General features: G+C 62.8%; 17 protein-coding genes. 14 read left to right on the plus strand and 3 right to left on the minus strand.

Translation table 11 applies throughout. The features are described 5' to 3' along the window. Positions 1 to 19 precede the first annotated feature (19 nt). The 3 genes from P3G66_RS05245 to thyX are packed head-to-tail and all read right to left on the minus strand — an operon-like array spanning position 20 to position 3731. The gene (locus P3G66_RS05245; protein ID WP_003942231.1) at positions 20 to 2029 is read right to left on the minus strand and encodes a ribonuclease J; all 2010 of its coding nucleotides are present in this window, start codon (positions 2027 to 2029) and stop codon (positions 20 to 22) included. Further along, positions 2030 to 2935, minus strand: coding sequence for a 4-hydroxy-tetrahydrodipicolinate synthase (dapA, locus tag P3G66_RS05250; RefSeq protein WP_054782114.1), 906 nt, complete (start codon positions 2933 to 2935; stop codon positions 2030 to 2032). 43 nt (positions 2936 to 2978) lie between these two features. Next, a complete protein-coding gene (gene thyX, locus P3G66_RS05255; protein WP_003942250.1) occupies positions 2979 to 3731 on the minus strand; it encodes an FAD-dependent thymidylate synthase in 753 nt (250 codons plus the stop codon). Between the two features lie 154 nt (positions 3732 to 3885). On the opposite strand from thyX, the gene P3G66_RS05260 reads away from it, so the two are divergent. The 14 genes from P3G66_RS05260 to nuoK all read left to right on the plus strand — a co-directional run bounded on the left by P3G66_RS05260 (position 3886) and on the right by nuoK (position 16189). Beyond that, positions 3886 to 4365, plus strand: coding sequence for a toxin-antitoxin system HicB family antitoxin (locus tag P3G66_RS05260; RefSeq protein ID WP_003942206.1), 480 nt, complete (start codon positions 3886 to 3888; stop codon positions 4363 to 4365). A gap of 87 nt (positions 4366 to 4452) precedes the next feature. Next, positions 4453 to 4887: an SRPBCC family protein gene (locus tag P3G66_RS05265; protein WP_003942203.1), complete on the plus strand. Its 435-nt coding sequence runs from the start codon at positions 4453 to 4455 to the stop codon at positions 4885 to 4887. Positions 4888 to 5067: 180 nt separating this feature from the next. After that, positions 5068 to 5460, plus strand: coding sequence for a response regulator transcription factor (locus P3G66_RS05270; RefSeq protein WP_042450864.1), 393 nt, complete (start codon positions 5068 to 5070; stop codon positions 5458 to 5460). Between the two features lie 211 nt (positions 5461 to 5671). Beyond that, on the plus strand, positions 5672 to 6031 hold the full coding sequence (locus P3G66_RS05275; protein ID WP_003942165.1) for an NADH-quinone oxidoreductase subunit A: 360 nt from the start codon (positions 5672 to 5674) through the stop codon (positions 6029 to 6031). 80 nt (positions 6032 to 6111) lie between these two features. Beyond that, complete coding sequence (locus P3G66_RS05280; protein ID WP_003942234.1) at positions 6112 to 6666, plus strand: NADH-quinone oxidoreductase subunit B; 555 nt, start codon at positions 6112 to 6114, stop codon at positions 6664 to 6666. Next, complete coding sequence (locus P3G66_RS05285; protein WP_042922617.1) at positions 6663 to 7325, plus strand: NADH-quinone oxidoreductase subunit C; 663 nt, start codon at positions 6663 to 6665, stop codon at positions 7323 to 7325. Before P3G66_RS05280 ends, P3G66_RS05285 begins: the two co-directional genes overlap by 4 nt. Then, positions 7325 to 8656, plus strand: coding sequence for an NADH dehydrogenase (quinone) subunit D (nuoD, locus tag P3G66_RS05290; protein WP_003942229.1), 1332 nt, complete (start codon positions 7325 to 7327; stop codon positions 8654 to 8656). The genes P3G66_RS05285 and nuoD overlap by 1 nt, the downstream gene beginning before the upstream one ends. After that, positions 8653 to 9477 (plus strand): NADH-quinone oxidoreductase subunit NuoE, encoded by an 825-nt coding sequence (gene nuoE / locus P3G66_RS05295; RefSeq protein ID WP_276116285.1) that lies wholly within the window; start codon positions 8653 to 8655, stop codon positions 9475 to 9477. The genes nuoD and nuoE overlap by 4 nt, the downstream gene beginning before the upstream one ends. A 1-nt stretch (position 9478) precedes the next feature. Next, positions 9479 to 10798 carry an NADH-quinone oxidoreductase subunit NuoF gene (gene nuoF, locus P3G66_RS05300; RefSeq protein ID WP_007735149.1) on the plus strand — a complete coding sequence of 440 codons (1320 nt, stop codon included), beginning with the start codon at positions 9479 to 9481 and terminating at the stop codon, positions 10796 to 10798. Then, positions 10795 to 13212 (plus strand): NADH-quinone oxidoreductase subunit G, encoded by a 2418-nt coding sequence (locus P3G66_RS05305; RefSeq protein ID WP_276116286.1) that lies wholly within the window; start codon positions 10795 to 10797, stop codon positions 13210 to 13212. The genes nuoF and P3G66_RS05305 overlap by 4 nt, the downstream gene beginning before the upstream one ends. Next, positions 13209 to 14549, plus strand: a complete 1341-nt coding sequence (nuoH, locus tag P3G66_RS05310) for an NADH-quinone oxidoreductase subunit NuoH (RefSeq protein ID WP_058226274.1) — start codon at positions 13209 to 13211, stop codon at positions 14547 to 14549. The genes P3G66_RS05305 and nuoH overlap by 4 nt, the downstream gene beginning before the upstream one ends. Continuing rightward, positions 14542 to 15099 (plus strand): NADH-quinone oxidoreductase subunit NuoI, encoded by a 558-nt coding sequence (nuoI, locus tag P3G66_RS05315; protein ID WP_007735146.1) that lies wholly within the window; start codon positions 14542 to 14544, stop codon positions 15097 to 15099. Before nuoH ends, nuoI begins: the two co-directional genes overlap by 8 nt. After that, the gene (locus P3G66_RS05320) at positions 15096 to 15893 is read left to right on the plus strand and encodes an NADH-quinone oxidoreductase subunit J (RefSeq protein WP_276116287.1); all 798 of its coding nucleotides are present in this window, start codon (positions 15096 to 15098) and stop codon (positions 15891 to 15893) included. The genes nuoI and P3G66_RS05320 overlap by 4 nt, the downstream gene beginning before the upstream one ends. Then, complete coding sequence (gene nuoK, locus P3G66_RS05325) at positions 15890 to 16189, plus strand: NADH-quinone oxidoreductase subunit NuoK (RefSeq protein WP_003942238.1); 300 nt, start codon at positions 15890 to 15892, stop codon at positions 16187 to 16189. The genes P3G66_RS05320 and nuoK overlap by 4 nt, the downstream gene beginning before the upstream one ends. Position 16190: the final 1 nt, after the last annotated feature.

The following is a 16190-nucleotide window of genomic DNA, read 5'->3' on the forward strand; positions in this document are numbered from 1 at the left end:
GCGACCTGCTGTGCCGAATCTACGGAACCGCGATGACCGTCGGAATGATCATCGGACGGCGGCGGTACTTGTCCGCGACCCAGCGTCCGACGACGCGGCGCACCGACTGCGCGATGCGATGAGCGTCGATGACGCCTTCGCTCGCCAACCGGGCCAGGTCCGATTCCACGAGATCCGCGGCAGCCTTGAGCGCTGTCGGATCGTCGGAGAAGCCGCGACCGGACACCTCGGGGGTGCTGACCGCACGGCCCGTCGACTCGTTGATGACGATGGTGATCGCGATGAAGCCGCCCTCACCGAGCACGAGGCGATCGGACAGCGTCGGCTCACCGACGTCGCCGACGGACAGACCGTCGACGTAGACGTGTCCGACCGGTACGCGTCCGACGATCTCGGCGAGGCCGTCCACCATGTCGACCACGACGCCGTCCTCGGCCAATACGATGCGCTCTTCCGGCACGCCGGTTGCCTTTGCCAGCGCGGCGTTGGCACGCAGGTGCCGCCATTCACCGTGGACGGGCATGGCATTGGTGGGCCGAACCGCGTTGTACAGGTAGAGCAACTCACCGGCGGACGCGTGGCCCGAGACGTGAACCTTGGCGCTCTGCTGGGTCACGACGGTGGCACCGCGCTTGGCCAAACCGTTGACCACGGCAAAAACGGAGTTCTCGTTGCCCGGGATCAGCGAAGACGCGAGAACGACAAGGTCGTTGGCGCGGATGTTGATCTGACGGTGTTCGCCGCGCGCCATCCGCGAGAGCGCTGCCAACGGCTCACCCTGCGAACCCGTCGAAATGAGCACCAGGCGATCGTCGGGAAGGGTGGCGGCGGTGTCGATGTCTACGACGAGGCCGTCGGGCACCGTCAGGTAGCCCAGATCCTGGGCGATCTGCATGTTGCGGACCATCGAGCGGCCGACGAAGACGATGCGGCGGTTGTACCGAGCGGCTACGTCGACGACCTGCTGGATGCGATGCACATGGCTGGCGAACGATGCCACGATGACGCGCTGCTTCGCCTTGCCGATGACATTGTCGAGCACTCCCCCGATTTCGCGCTCGGGTGTGACGAATCCCGGAACCTCGGCGTTCGTCGAGTCGACGAGGAACAGGTCGACGCCCTCGTCGCCCAGGCGGGAGAATCCGGCGAGGTCGGTCAGGCGGCCGTCGAGAGGCAGCTGATCGAGCTTGATGTCACCGGTGTGCAGTACGACGCCGGCGTCGGTGCGAATCGCGATCGCGAGAGCGTCGGGAATCGAGTGGTTGACCGCGAAGTACTCGCAGTCGAACGGGCCATGGGTGGTGGTGTTTCCCTCGACGACCTCGACCAGGTTCGGACGCAGGCGATGCTCGCGGCACTTGGCGGCAACGAGAGCGAGAGTGAACTTCGCGCCGATGACCGGAATGTCCGCGCGCAGACGCAGCAAGAACGGCAGAGCACCGATGTGGTCCTCGTGTCCGTGAGTCAGGATGACGGCTTCGACGTCGTCCATACGGTCTTCGATGTAGCGGAAGTCCGGGAGGATCAGGTCGACGCCAGGCTGCTGGTCCTCGGGGAACAGCACACCGCAGTCGACGATCAGCAACTTGCCACGGTGCTCGAACACCGTCATGTTGCGACCGATTTCGCCGATGCCGCCCAGCGCGACGATGCGCAGACCCGATGCCGGCGCCTTCGGGGGTGTTCCGAGGCGACCCGTGGGATCGACGGCCGGACGGTTCTCGGGGCGCTTGTTTCCGCGCCCGTTGCCCGACTTCGATGCTGCCGGTCGGTTACCGCCGGAAGATTTGCGCGGCGACCTGTCTTCGGTCGACTTCTTGGGTGCAGCAGATTTGGTGGCAGCGGACTTGGTTGCTGCAGATTTGGTTGCTGCGGCCTTCTTGGGCGGGGCGGCTGCGGCGGGGGCCGCTTCTGCCGCCGGCGCAGCTGGTGCCTCTACCGGTGCGGCCTTTGCGGCCGTTTCGGGAGCCGGAGGCGAAGGCGGACCGGCTTGACGACTGGCACTACGACGTCGGGGGGGACGGGTCATTTACAAAACTCCTGCCGCATGCAGATCGGCGGCAAGACCGTCGATCTGCTCTTTAGTGGGTGCAACCTGCGGAAGGCGTGGTTCTCCGACATCGATTCCGATGAGTCGCAGACCCGCCTTCGAAGCGCTGACACCGCCGAGGCGGGCAACGGAACGAATCACAGGGATCAAACTGAGGTTTATCTCGCGTGCGCGGGCGATGTCGCCGGACACGAACGCGGTGTGAAGGTCGCGGAGACGACCCGGAACAAGATGGCCGATGACGCTGACGAAGCCGGTGGCGCCCACAGCGAGCCACGGCAGATTCAGCGGGTCGTCGCCGGAGAAGAACTGAAGCTCGGTGGTGCCGATCAACTCTGCGCCGGCGTTGAGGTCGCCCTTGGCGTCCTTGACGGCCTTGATTCGCGGGTGCTCGGCGAGTCGGCGGATCGTCTCGGTCTCGATGGGAACGACGGAGCGGGGCGGAATGTCGTACAACATGACGGGCAGGTCGGTCGCGTTGGCGACGGCGGTGAAGTGTGCAAACAGTCCGGCCTGGGGCGGACGTGAGTAATACGGGGTGACGACGAGCAGACCGTGCGCTCCGGCGCGAGCCGCGTCACGTGCGAGTTCGACGCTGTGAGCGGTGTCGTTGCTGCCGGCGCCTGCAACGATCTTCGCGCGGGAACCGACGGCGTCGATCACTGCGCGGAGCAGGTCGAGCTTCTCGGACTCGGTGGTGGTGGGAGATTCACCGGTGGTACCGGCAAGAACGAGGCCGTCACAGCCGTTGTCGACGAGATGGGCTGCGAGGCGCACTCCCGCGTCGACGTCCAACTTCCCGTCGGCAGTGAACGGGGTCACCATCGCAACGGAAATGGTGCCGAACGGACGCTCGACAAGAGAAGCGGAATCACCGTAGGTCATGGTCAGAAGGTTACCCGGTTCAGCTCTTACTTCTGCACACGAGTCACGACTCGGCCGCAAATGCGCTGACGGCAATTTCCGATCCGTCGCTTCCGCGAAGAATCTCGTAGTCCCCGAACACATTTGGCGCGACATCACGAAGCTGACGCAGGCACTCGACCGCGACTCGCCGGATCTCGACATCCGCATGTTCGGTGGCACGCATCTCGACGAAGTGCCGCCAGGCCCGATAGTTCCCGGTCACGACCAAGCGCGTCTCGGTGGCGTTGGGCAGCACCGAGCGCGCAGCCTGCCTGGCTTGCTTGCCCCGCATCGGGGCACCGGGCACCGATTGCAGTTTCCCTTCGAGGGCAGTCAGCAGTTCCCCGTAAGCGCGACGGCTTTCGTCGGTGGCATTCAGAAACAGTGCTTCGAGCTCGGGATCACCTTCGACAGCAGGAGGCACGACGACGTTTGCATCGTTCTCACGGACGAATCGCTGCGAGAGTTGCGAGTACGAGAAGTGCCGGTGACGAATCAATTCGTGAGTGCACGAGCGCGAGATACCGGTGATGTAGAAGCTCACTGTCGCATGCTCGAGCACCGAAACGTGTCCGACCTCGAGCAGATGCCTCAGATAGCCGGCGTTGGTTGCGGTTCGCGGATTCGGCTTGGACCAACTCTGGTAGCAGGCTCGACCGGAGAACTCGACCAGCGCTTCGCCACCATCCGCGTCCGTCTCCCACGGAATGTCCTCGGGCGGGAAGAACTCGGACTTCGCCACCAACTGCACTTTCAGTGACACCGTGTTCGGCACAACCCACTCCTCGACAAGCACGAAACGACCAGCACGAAACCCGGGCGCCGTTCGCCTCAGGTGCTGGGCAACTCTATAGCGGTCGACCGCTCTCGATACCGAGTGACGTCATCACATCCTTGACTGACGTCACTTTTGACGCCACTGTGGTGTCATGGACATTTCGGAGTACACCGCAAAGCTGCAGAACGACCTCGCCACTGCAGCCGAACTCGGCGACGATCACACGCGCCGGATTGCGGCGTCGTTGTCCGCCGCCATCGAACCCTCGGTCCGCCTGGTCTTGTTGGCCGCGGCGACGGAACTGGCCAAGGAGATCGGGGCGAAGCTGGGCGACCGAGAGGTCAAGGTGAATCTCGACGGAAGCGAATTACTGGTCGACGTCGTTCGCCCGCCGAACTCGACCGGCGGCGAGGGTGCAAACGAGAAGGCAGACGACGAGAAGAAGGACTCAACCTACTCCTTCGACGACGTCAGCGGAGATATCAGCCGGGTGACGTTGAGGATGATGGAGCAGATCAAAGCCCGCGCCGAGGAGGCCGCCAATCAGAACGGAGTCTCCCTCAACTCGTGGGTTTCACAAGCCGTCCAGGGCGCATTGCGGGACCAGATGCGCAAGAACGGCATGGACTAGCTCGACGCCAACCCGATCACCGAATGATCTAATTGCGCAACTGCAGTAATCACGAACCGTTGCCGCAAGGCGAGAAGGAGCACGTTCATGGCCGTTTCGGGCGTCAAGGAATTCGAGATCAAGGCTGATCCGGAAACGGTGATGAAGGCCGTAGCAGCCGTCGATCGGCTGCCGGAGTGGTCGTCTGCACACAAGAAGATCACCATCGAGAGCACCCACGACGACGGTCGCCCCCATCGCGTTCGCATGGCCGTGTCCATTCTGGGAATCAACGACGAGCAGGTAGTCGACTACACCTTCGAGGGCGACGAGAAGGTGACCTGGACCCTCGTGGAGAGCGGTCAGCAGAACCAGCAGGACGGCTCGTACGTCTTGACTCCCACCGACGGTGGAACCAAAGTCACCTTCGAACTGACCATCGATCCCAAGATCCCGCTGCCGGGCTTCCTGGTGAAGAAGGCACAGAAGACGGCCCTGGAAACAGCGAGCAAGGGCCTGACGAAGTTCGTCGAAAACTTCTGAGCGCACACGCAATTCAGGCGGCCCTTACTTCGGCGTTCATCGCCGGGTAAGGGCCGTTTGCTGTGAAGCCGAGCTGTGTTTTCGCGGAAGCCCCTGCCGATGTTGAAGATTCGCCGGTAGCCAGAGACCGCCCGGAGTAACGTCGGCCGCGTGTCCGCCGAGACCGCAGAGCCCAACTCCATGGCACCCGTGCGCATCCTCGTCTACAGCGACGACGCACACACGCGCGAGCAAGTTCGGCTCGCTCTCGGAGAGCGCCCACATCCGTCGATGCCCACCATCGACTACATCGAGGTCGCGACGGCACCGATCGTCGTAGCCAAGCTCGACGCCGGCGGAATCGACCTCGCAATCCTCGACGGCGAGGCGAGTCCGGCGGGCGGCATGGGCGTCGCGAAACAACTCAAGGACGAGATCGCCGACTGTCCACCGATCCTCGTACTGACCGGTCGACCCGACGATGCGTGGCTGGCGTCGTGGTCGAGAGCGGAAGCCTCAGTGCCGCAGCCGATAGATCCGATCGAACTTGCTTCCACCGTCATCGCGCTTCTGCGTCGACAACTGAGCCGGTGAGCACCCGTTGCAGCGGTGATTCGTTGCGGCGCCGACTACTTCGGACTTTCGAGAGCGAAACTCCGCACCCCGAAAACGAACCCAATGTCGGAGGCCTCCCCTAGTGTGGGTGTCGCAGGTCACATAAGTATCGAATTGCTGGCAGTATCGAAATCGAACGGCACCTTCGGGCTGGGCGGACATCCGCACAGCGGAGAGGAGTTCGGGTGACATGAACGCTTACATCCCCATTCTCGTCCTCGGGGTCATCGCGATGGCCTTCGCTGTGGTGTCGGTTGTTCTCGCGTCCGTGGTCGGCCCGAAGCGGTACAACAGGGCGAAACTCGAAGCCTACGAATGCGGAATCGAACCGGCACCCCGTACCGCCGGTGGCGGGCGGTTTCCCGTCAAGTTCTATCTGACGGCAATGCTGTTCATCATCTTCGACATCGAGATCGTTTTCCTCTACCCGTGGGCGGTGCATTTCGATTCGCTCGGCTTGTTCGGCCTCGCGGCGATGGGCCTTTTCATAGTCAACGTCTCGGTGGCATACGCATACGAATGGCGACGAGGCGGTCTCGGTTGGGACTAGGCCAGCGGACACAGGTACAGCACACATACGTCAGACAAAACCGGTCACACCGCAGCTGTTGCGACTGAAAAGAGTCGGATATGGGTCTCGAAGAAAAGCTCCCCAGCGGATTTCTACTGACCACTGTCGAGGGCCTGGCAGGGTATGCCCGCAAAGGATCACTGTGGCCTGCCACCTTCGGGCTCGCGTGCTGCGCGATCGAGATGATGGCAACCACGTCAGGTCGCTTCGACCTGGCGCGGTTCGGCATGGAGGCATTCCGCGCGTCGCCGCGACAGGCAGACCTTCTGATCGTGGCCGGGCGGGTCAGTCAAAAGATGGGGCCGGTACTTCGTCAGGTCTACGACCAGATGGCCGAGCCGAAATGGGTTCTGGCCATGGGTGTGTGTGCGTCGTCCGGCGGTATGTTCAACAACTACGCAGTGGTACAGGGCGTCGACCACATCGTGCCGGTCGACATCTACTTGCCCGGCTGTCCGCCGCGGCCGGAGATGCTCCTGAACGCGATCATCGAACTGCACCGAAAGATCCAGGAGATGCCCCTCGGCGTGAACCGCGAAGAGGCACGCGCGGCAGCCGAGCGCGCCGCACTGGCATCCACCCCCACCATCGACATGAAGGGGCTTCTGCGATGACCGCGGGCAACAACGGATCGAGGGGGATGTTCGGGGTCCGCGGCAGTGGTGACACCTCGGGCTACAGCCGGCTCGCCCCGCCGATCTCAGTAGAGGACAAGGCCTCTCGACCGTTCGGTGGATACTTCGACGAAGTTGCGGACTCCTTGGATGCCGCATTGCGCAGCGCGGGCAGCACTTTCACCGATGCAATCGAGCGGGTAGTGATCTTTCGAGACGAGATGACGCTGCATGTCGAACGGTCTCACCTCCCGCAGGTCGCGCGCAGACTGCGCGACGAATCGGAACTTCGCTTCGAACTTTGCCTGGGTGTCGATGGAGTCCACTATCCGCAGGACACCGGTCGCGAGCTCCACGCCGCATATCCATTTGCTTCGATCACGCACAACCGCCGGATCAGACTGGAAGTGTCCGTGCCGGACTCCGATCCACATATTCCGTCCATCGTCGGGATATACCCCACCAACGATTGGCACGAGCGTGAGACCTACGACTTCTTCGGGATCGTCTTCGACGGTCACCCGGCCCTGACCCGTATCGAGATGCCCGACGACTGGAAGGGCCACCCACAGCGCAAGGACTATCCGCTCGGCGGTATCCCGGTCGAGTACAAGGGCGCCCAGACTCCTCCACCCGACGAGCGTAGGTCGTACAACTGATGAACGAGACGACAGGAAGCAACTCCGGTGCCACGACGGAAACCGTCGTCACAGCATCGGGTCAGGACTGGGACGACATCGTCACCGCGGCCGCTCGCCAGCGAACCGGCGAGGCCGAACGGATCGTGGTCAACATGGGCCCGCAGCATCCGTCCACTCACGGCGTCCTGCGCCTCATTCTCGAAATCGAGGGTGAGACAGTCGTGGAAGCTCGGTGTGGAATCGGCTACCTGCACACCGGAATCGAAAAGAATCTCGAATACCGGAACTGGACGCAGGGCGTCACTTTCGTTACTCGAATGGACTACCTCTCACCGTTCTTCAACGAAACCGCGTACTGCCTCGGAGTCGAAAAACTTCTCGACATCACCGACGACATTCCCGAGCGAGCCACCGTCATTCGCGTGATGATGATGGAGCTGAATCGAATCTCGTCGCACCTTGTCGCCCTGGCAACCGGTGGAATGGAACTGGGCGCCGTGACGGCGATGCTGTTCGGATTCCGCGAACGCGAATTGATTCTGGACGTGTTCGAGACGATCACCGGACTGCGGATGAATCACGCCTACATCAGGCCTGGTGGTCTCGCTCAGGATCTACCCGACGGGTCGGTCGCGAAGGTACGAGAACTGTTGAAGGTCCTACCGAAACGGTTGCGTGACGTCGAACTGATGCTCAGCGACAACTCCATCTGGAAAGCCCGCACCCAGGGAATCGGATATCTCGATCTCACCGGCTGCATGGCGCTCGGCGTGACGGGGCCGGTCCTACGCGCCACGGGTCTCCCCCACGATCAGCGTCGAGCGCAGCCCTACTGCGGCTACGAGAACTACGAGTTCGACGTCGTGACGCACGACGGATCCGATTGCTACGGAAGGTACGTCATCCGTGTCGAGGAGATGAAGGAGTCCCTCAAGATCGTCGAGCAGTGCCTCGACAAACTGCAACCAGGGCCGGTCATGGTGGACGACAAGAAGATCGCCTGGCCTGCCGATCTCGCTGTCGGACCGGATGGCCTCGGCAATTCGCAGAAGCACATCGCCAAAATCATGGAGTCGTCCATGGAGGGTCTGATTCACCATTTCAAACTGGTCACCGAAGGAATCCGCGTGCCGCCCGGCCAGGTGTACGTCGCAGTCGAGTCCCCGCGTGGCGAGTTGGGTGTGCACATGGTCAGCGACGGGGGAACCCGGCCGTACCGCGTCCATTTCCGGGATCCGTCATTCACCAACCTTCAAGCGGTAGCGGCGATGTGCGAGGGAGGCATGGTGTCCGACGTGATCGCCTCGGTTGCCAGTATCGATCCCGTCATGGGCGGAGTGGACCGATGACCGGCCCGAACGGCTCGTCACGGGTGTTCATCGAACTCGGGCCGCGCCCGGACGAGCCCACGCAACTGGTACGCCCTGGCGCACGATCGAGTTATCCGCCTGATGTAGTCGCCCGACTCGACGCCGATGCCGAAACCGTCATCGCTCGTTACCGTGAGCCTGACGCCGCGGCGACCACCAGTCGATCAGCCCTCCTGCCGCTCCTTCATCTCGTGCAGTCCGAGGACGGGTACATCACCCCGGCCGGGATCGATTTCTGCAGTGCCAAGCTGGGTTTGACCGGCGCCGAGGTTGCCGCCGTTTCCACCTTCTACTCGATGTATCGCCGTGGTCCGACGGGTGAGTATCTGGTCGGAGTCTGCACCAACACGCTGTGCGCGATCATGGGCGGAGACGACATCCTCGCAGCACTCGAAGAGCATCTCGGGTCAGCAGGCTCCAGAGACGAAGGCGGACACTCCATCTCGACGTCCGACGGCAAGATCACCCTCGAACACATCGAGTGCAATGCGGCGTGCGACTACGCCCCCGTCATGATGATCAACTGGGAGTTCTTCGACAACCAGACTCCGGAATCGGCGCGCTCACTCGTCGATGCGCTCCGCGCCGGAGAGCGCGTGACACCCAGTCGCGGTGCCACACTGTGTTCGTTCCGACAGACCGCACGCATCTTGGCCGGGTTCCCGGATACGCGAATCGAAGCAGCCGAAGCACAAACAATCGGCGGGGCAACTCTTGCCGGACTGCGTATCAGCCGATCTCACGACGACAACCCACCCGGCTCGGCCTCAGCAGCCGACGCTCCCGGCGAAGGGAAGTGACATGACACTCGCCCCCGTCCTGAGTCGCTACTGGGATCAACCGAACTCGTGGACTCTCGACAGCTACCTTCGTCACGACGGCTACCAAGCCCTACGCAAAGCGCTAGCCATGTCCCCCGACGCCGTGATCGAAACGGTCAAGGACGCGGGCCTTCGTGGGCGCGGTGGCGCGGGTTTCCCGACGGGCCTCAAGTGGAGTTTCATCCCACAGAGCACCGAAGACAAGCCAGGAGACGGCAAGCCTCACTATCTCGTCGTCAATGCCGACGAGTCCGAACCGGGCACATGCAAGGACATGCCGTTGATGATGGCGACCCCACACACGTTGGTCGAGGGAGTCATCATCGCGGCGTATGCAATTCGAGCGGCCAAGGCGTTCATCTACGTCCGGGGCGAGGTGGTCCCGGTCCTGCGACGTCTGCAGACCGCCGTGGCCGAGGCCTACGCGGCCGGATACCTGGGCCGCAACATCCTCGGTTCGGGATTCGACTTGGATCTCGTCGTGCACGCCGGAGCAGGCGCGTACATCTGTGGTGAGGAGACAGCCCTCCTCGATTCGTTGGAGGGACGACGCGGTCAGCCTCGACTGCGGCCGCCATTCCCCGCCGTCGCCGGCCTCTACGCCTGCCCGACCGTCGTCAACAACGTCGAGTCCATCGCGAGTGTGCCGTCGATCGTCCTGGGCGGCCCGGAGTGGTTCCGGTCGATGGGAAGCGAGAAGTCGCCGGGGTTCACGTTGTACTCGCTCTCTGGTCATGTCACCACTCCCGGCCAGTACGAGGCGCCGCTCGGCATCACGTTGCGAGAACTTCTCGATTACGCGGGCGGCGTTCGCACCGGGCACACCCTCAAGTTCTGGACTCCCGGCGGATCCTCGACTCCGATCTTCACCGACGAACATCTCGATGTCCCACTCGACTACGAGGGTGTCGGCGCGGCGGGATCGATGCTCGGCACCAAGGCACTGCAGATATTCGACGACACAACCTGCATCGTGCGCGCGGTGCTGCGGTGGACCGAGTTCTACGCCCACGAATCTTGCGGTAAATGCACGCCGTGCCGCGAAGGCACGTACTGGCTGGTGCAGATCCTGCGGCGACTCGAAGGCGGAACAGGTACTGAAGCTGATCTCACCAAACTTCTCGACATCTCGGACACCATCCTCGGAAAATCCTTCTGCGCGTTGGGCGACGGAGCGACCAGCCCGATCATGTCCTCCCTGAAGTACTTCCGCGAGGAATACGTAGCGCATTTCGACGGCAACGGATGCCCGTTCGATCCTCGCCGGTCCGTTCTCGCGACAGGAGCGTTCGTCTCATGACTGCAGCCGACGCCACCACTGGAACCGATGCGGCACCGCCGATTGATCTCGTCACCCTCACCATCGACGGCCGGGAACTCCAGGTACCCAAGGGCACGTTGATCATTCGCGCTGCAGAGATGATCGGCACACAGATTCCGCGGTTCTGCGATCATCCTCTTCTGGACCCGGTCGGGGCGTGCCGACAGTGCATCGTGGAGGTCGAAGGCCAACGCAAGCCGGTGGCGTCCTGCACGACACCGGTTGCGGACGGAATGGTCGTCACCACACAGCTCACGTCACCGGTGGCGGAGAAGGCGCAGCGCGGGGTGATGGAACTCCTGCTCATCAACCACCCTCTGGACTGCCCCGTGTGTGACAAGGGCGGCGAGTGTCCGCTTCAAAACCAGGCGATGTCGACCGGTCGCACCGAATCCCGGTTCGGTGAGGAGAAAAGGACCTACCCCAAGCCCATCCCACTCTCGTCCGAAATCCTGCTCGACCGCGAGCGTTGCGTCCTCTGCGCCAGATGCACACGGTTTTCGGGCCAGATCGCCGGCGACCCGTTCATCGATCTCCTCGAGCGCGGCGCGCTTCAACAGGTCGGGATCTACGCCAACGAGCCCTTCGAGTCCTACTTCTCGGGCAACACCATCCAGGTGTGCCCGGTCGGCGCGCTTACCAGTACGGCATACCGATTCCGGGCGCGACCGTTCGATCTGGTGTCCAGCCCCAGCGTGTGTGAACACTGCGCCGACGGATGTGCTCAGCGCACGGACCACCGTCGCGGAAAGGTTCTCCGCCGTCTCGCCGGGGACGACCCCGAAGTCAACGAGGAATGGAACTGCGACAAGGGCCGTTTCGCATTCACGTACACGACCCAAGGTGATCGGATCACCACTCCCCTGATCCGCAACGCTGACGGCGAATTGATTCCGGCGTCGTGGCCCATGGCACTCGACCTCGTTGCGCGATCCTTCGCGCAGGCCCGCGGTGACGCAGGCGTACTCGTCGGCGGACGCTCTACCTTGGAGGACGCCTACGCCTACGGCAAGTTCGCGCGAGTTGCTCTCGCTACCAACAACATCGACTTCCGAATCCGTGCTCATTCTGCCGAAGAGGCAGGTTTCCTCTCAGCACACGTCGCCGGCCGCACACTCGAAGAGTCGGTGACGTACCAGGACCTCGAGTCGGCCCCGGCCGCATTGCTGGTAGCTCTCGAGCCCGAGGAGGAGTCACCGATCATCTTCCTGCGGCTGCGCAAGGCCGCACGTTTCGGCAAGACGACGGTGCTCTCCAGCGCGCCATTCGCTACGCGCGGCCTGCAGAAGATGGGCGGCTCTTTGCTTCGGACCGTACCCGGAAGTGAAGCAGCTCTGATGGATTCGTTGTCTCACCCCAGCAGTGAGGAGGGCCAGCTCCTCCGGCAGCCCGGTGCAGTGATCCTGTTGGGCGAACGACTCAGTGAGGTGGCGGGCGGCTTCGCCGCGGCGGTACGTCTCGCCGAAGCGACAGGAGCTTGTTTGGCTTGGGTCCCACGCCGCGCTGGTGATCGCGGCGCCGTCGAGGCCGGCGCACTACCGGGATTGCTTCCCGGCGGACGCCCCGTTGCGGACCCGGCAGCACGTCAGGAGGTGGAATCAGTGTGGGGGGTCTCCATCCCGGCATCCGACGGGCGCGACGCCGCGAGTCTGCTGGATCCGGGGCAGACGACTGCTGCCCTTCTTGTCGGCGGCGTCGAATTGAGTGATCTCCCGAACCCGGCGAAGGCAAGGGCCGCGATCGAAGCAGCAGGGTTCGTGGTGAGTTTGGAGATCCGTCACAGCGGAGTCACCGAACTCGCCGACGTCGTCTTCCCGGTGGCACCGGTCGCCGAGAAGCCCGGAACCTTCCTCGACTGGGAAGGCCGCGAGCGCGTGTTCGACACCGCGTTGAGAACGACAGGAGTGATGCCGGATCAGCGCGTTCTCCACGCGATCGCAGCCGAGATGGGCATCGATCTGGGCCTACCCGACGCAGATTCCGCACGCTCGGAGATACACCGCCTCGGCGCTTGGTCCGGATCGCGCCCCACCTCGCCTCAGGTCCCGTCAGGCACCATGCCCACACCGGCACTGGGCGAGGCAGTGTTGTCGAGTTGGCGAATGCTGCTCGACAACGGCCGACTGCAAGACGGCGAGCCCAACCTGGCGGGTACGGCACGGCTCCCACTCGTACGTTTGTCTGCCGAGACCGCTGCCGAGATCGGCGCCGACAACGGCGATCACGTTGCGGTGTCGACTGAATCCGGTTCCATCACATTACCGTTGGAGATCACCGAACTCCCGCCTCGAACAGTCTGGCTCCCACTCAATTCACCGGGTAGCACGATCTACGAAACGCTCTGCGTTACCGCGGGTTCCGTGGTGAAGATTGCGAAGGCGGGAGCGCAATGACCACCCACGAGTACGGGACCGTGGCAGCTCCGGTCGACCTGTCGGCGTTCGGGCACGACCCGTGGTGGTTGGTGATCGGCAAGGCTCTCGCCATTTTCGTGTTCCTCGTACTCACACCGCTGGTGGCAATTTACGCGGAACGAAAGGTCATGGCACGCATGCAGATGCGTGTCGGACCGAACCGCGTCGGCCCCCGTGGAATGCTCCAGAGTCTCGCTGACGGAATCAAGCTCGCCCTCAAGGAGGGCATCACACCGACCGGCGCCGACAAACCGATTTATCTCCTCGCGCCCGTCATCGCAGTCGTGCCCGCGTTCATGGCCTTTGCCGTCATCCCGTTCGGTCCGCAGGTGTCGATCTTCGGAACCCTTTCACCCCTGCAACTGACCGATCTGCCGGTCGGAGTTCTCTACATCCTCGCCGTGACTTCAATCGGTGTGTACGGGATCGTGCTTGCCGGCTGGTCGTCCGGATCGACGTATCCACTACTGGGCGCACTTCGATCGACCGCGCAGGTCATCTCGTACGAGGTAGCAATGGGGCTGTCCTTCGCCGCAGTCTTCCTCTACGCCGGCACGATGTCCACGTCCGGCATCGTCAGCGCCCAACAAGGTGCCTGGTACGTCTTTCTCCTCCTGCCGTCCTTCCTGATCTACGTGACAGCCATGGTCGGCGAAACCAACAGGGCTCCCTTCGACCTTCCCGAGGCCGAGGGTGAACTGGTGGGTGGGTTCCACACCGAGTACTCCTCACTCAAGTTCGCGATGTTCATGCTGGCCGAGTACGTGAACATGGTGACGGTGTCCGCTCTGGCCACGACACTGTTCCTGGGCGGGTGGCACGCACCGTTCCCATTCAACCTGTGGGACGGCGCCAATTCCGGTTGGTGGCCCGTGCTGTGGTTTGTTGCCAAGGTGTGGGGCTTCCTCTTCGTCTTCATCTGGTTGCGCAGTACCCTTCCGCGGTTGCGCTACGACCAGTTCATGAATCTCGGATGGAAGATTCTCATCCCCGCTGCCTTGGTGTGGGTGATGGTGATCGCGACTGTTCGTGCCTTCCGCAACGAGGGTTACAACACCTGGGTCGTACTTCTTTGCGTCGCACTGGTTCTCGGAGCTGCGCTCCTGATCGTGTTGGCCGGGACTTACCGCAGCCGACGCCGAACCGCCGCGTCGGTCACCGCTGCGGGGAACATGCCTTTCGATGCGATGTCGGGCGGCTTCCCGGTTCCACCCCTACCTGGTCAAACGCTGCCGACCCGAAAACTACCGGGTCAGAAGGTGCCACCGCCGCGGCGGACAGATGTTTCCGACACATCGGAGGACTCCCATGCCTGATTTCCTAGGACCTATCGCGGGTTTCGGAGTGACGCTCTCGACAATGTTCAAGAAGCCCGAGACCGAGTTCTATCCGGAGGAGAAGCGCCCCACCGCGCCCGGATACCACGGTCGCCATCAACTCAACCGGTATGCGGACGGACTCGAGAAGTGCATCGGTTGCGAACTGTGTGCCTGGGCCTGCCCCGCCGACGCGATCTATGTCGAGGGTGCTGACAACACCGAAGAAGAACGGTTCTCCCCCGGCGAGCGTTACGGGCGGGTGTATCAGATCAACTACCTGCGGTGCATCGGCTGTGGCCTCTGCGTCGAGGCTTGCCCCACTCGGGCTCTCACCATGACCAACGAGTACGAGATGACCGACGACAACCGAGCGGGATTGATCTACGAGAAGGACCGCCTTCTCGCGCCCCTGAAACCCGACATGGCAGCGCCACCACACGCGCTGCGTCCCGGCACAACTCAGGACGACTACTACCGCGGCGACATCACAGCAGCTCCCGAACAGCCAGCACCCGAGCAAGAGCCGAACCCGGAGACCGAGAAATGATCGCGTCGGTCACGACCACGATCCTGGCGGAGGGAACGATGACATCGACCTCCACCGGCGAGGCGGTGCAGTTCTGGATCCTCGGAACCCTTGCGGTGATCAGCGCTTTGGGCGTGGTCGCCGCCCCCAAGGCCGTCTACTCTGCGCTCTTCCTTGCAATGACGATGATCATCCTGGCCGTCTTCTACATCGTGCAGGGCGCACTGTTCCTGGGTGTCGTCCAGGTCGTCGTCTATACCGGCGCAGTGATGATGTTGTTCCTGTTCGTCCTGATGCTGGTCGGCGTGGATTCTTCGGACTCCTTGGTCGAAACGCTACGGGGACAACGCGTCAGTGCGATCGTGATCGGCGTCGGATTCGGGCTACTCCTTATCGGCGGCCTCGGAAATGCGTCGATCTCGGGGTTCACCGGATTCACCGGACTCGACCAGGGCAACATCGACGCTCTCGCCGATCTCATCTTCATCCGCTACGTCTGGGCCTTCGAACTGACCGGCGCACTGCTGATCACGGCGACACTTGGCGCAATGATGCTCGCGCATCGGGAGAAGATCGGAGCCACACTCAGCCAACGCGAACTCTCGCAGCAACGATTCGCGTACCTGGGCAGCGATGAGAGCAATCCCGACAAGGGCTCGGCCACTCCCCTCCCCAGTCCCGGCGTGTACGCACGTCACAACGCAGTAGACATGCCGGCGTTGTTGCCCGACGGAACGTTCTCGACCCTCTCCGTCAGCAGCGCCCTCACTCCGCGATCCCCGGATCCCGATACCGGCGAGGAAACGCAGCGATGAATCCCGAGAACTATCTGTATCTGTCGGTCCTGTTGTTCACCATCGGGGCTGCGGGAGTCCTCCTGCGACGCAACGCCATCGTGGTGTTCATGTGTATCGAATTGATGCTCAACGCCGCGAACCTGGCATTCGTGACCTTCGCGCGCATGCACGGCAATCTGGACGGCCAGATCTTCGCCTTCTTCACGATGGTGGTAGCTGCTGCCGAAGTAGTCGTCGGCTTGGCAATCATCATGATCATCTTCCGATCTCGGCGTTCTGTATCCGTCGACGACGCAGACCTGCTGAAGTACTGAC

Origin of the sequence: Rhodococcus sp. C3V, from assembly GCF_029269915.1 — a bacterium.
GTDB lineage: Bacteria > Actinomycetota > Actinomycetes > Mycobacteriales > Mycobacteriaceae > Rhodococcus_F > Rhodococcus_F qingshengii.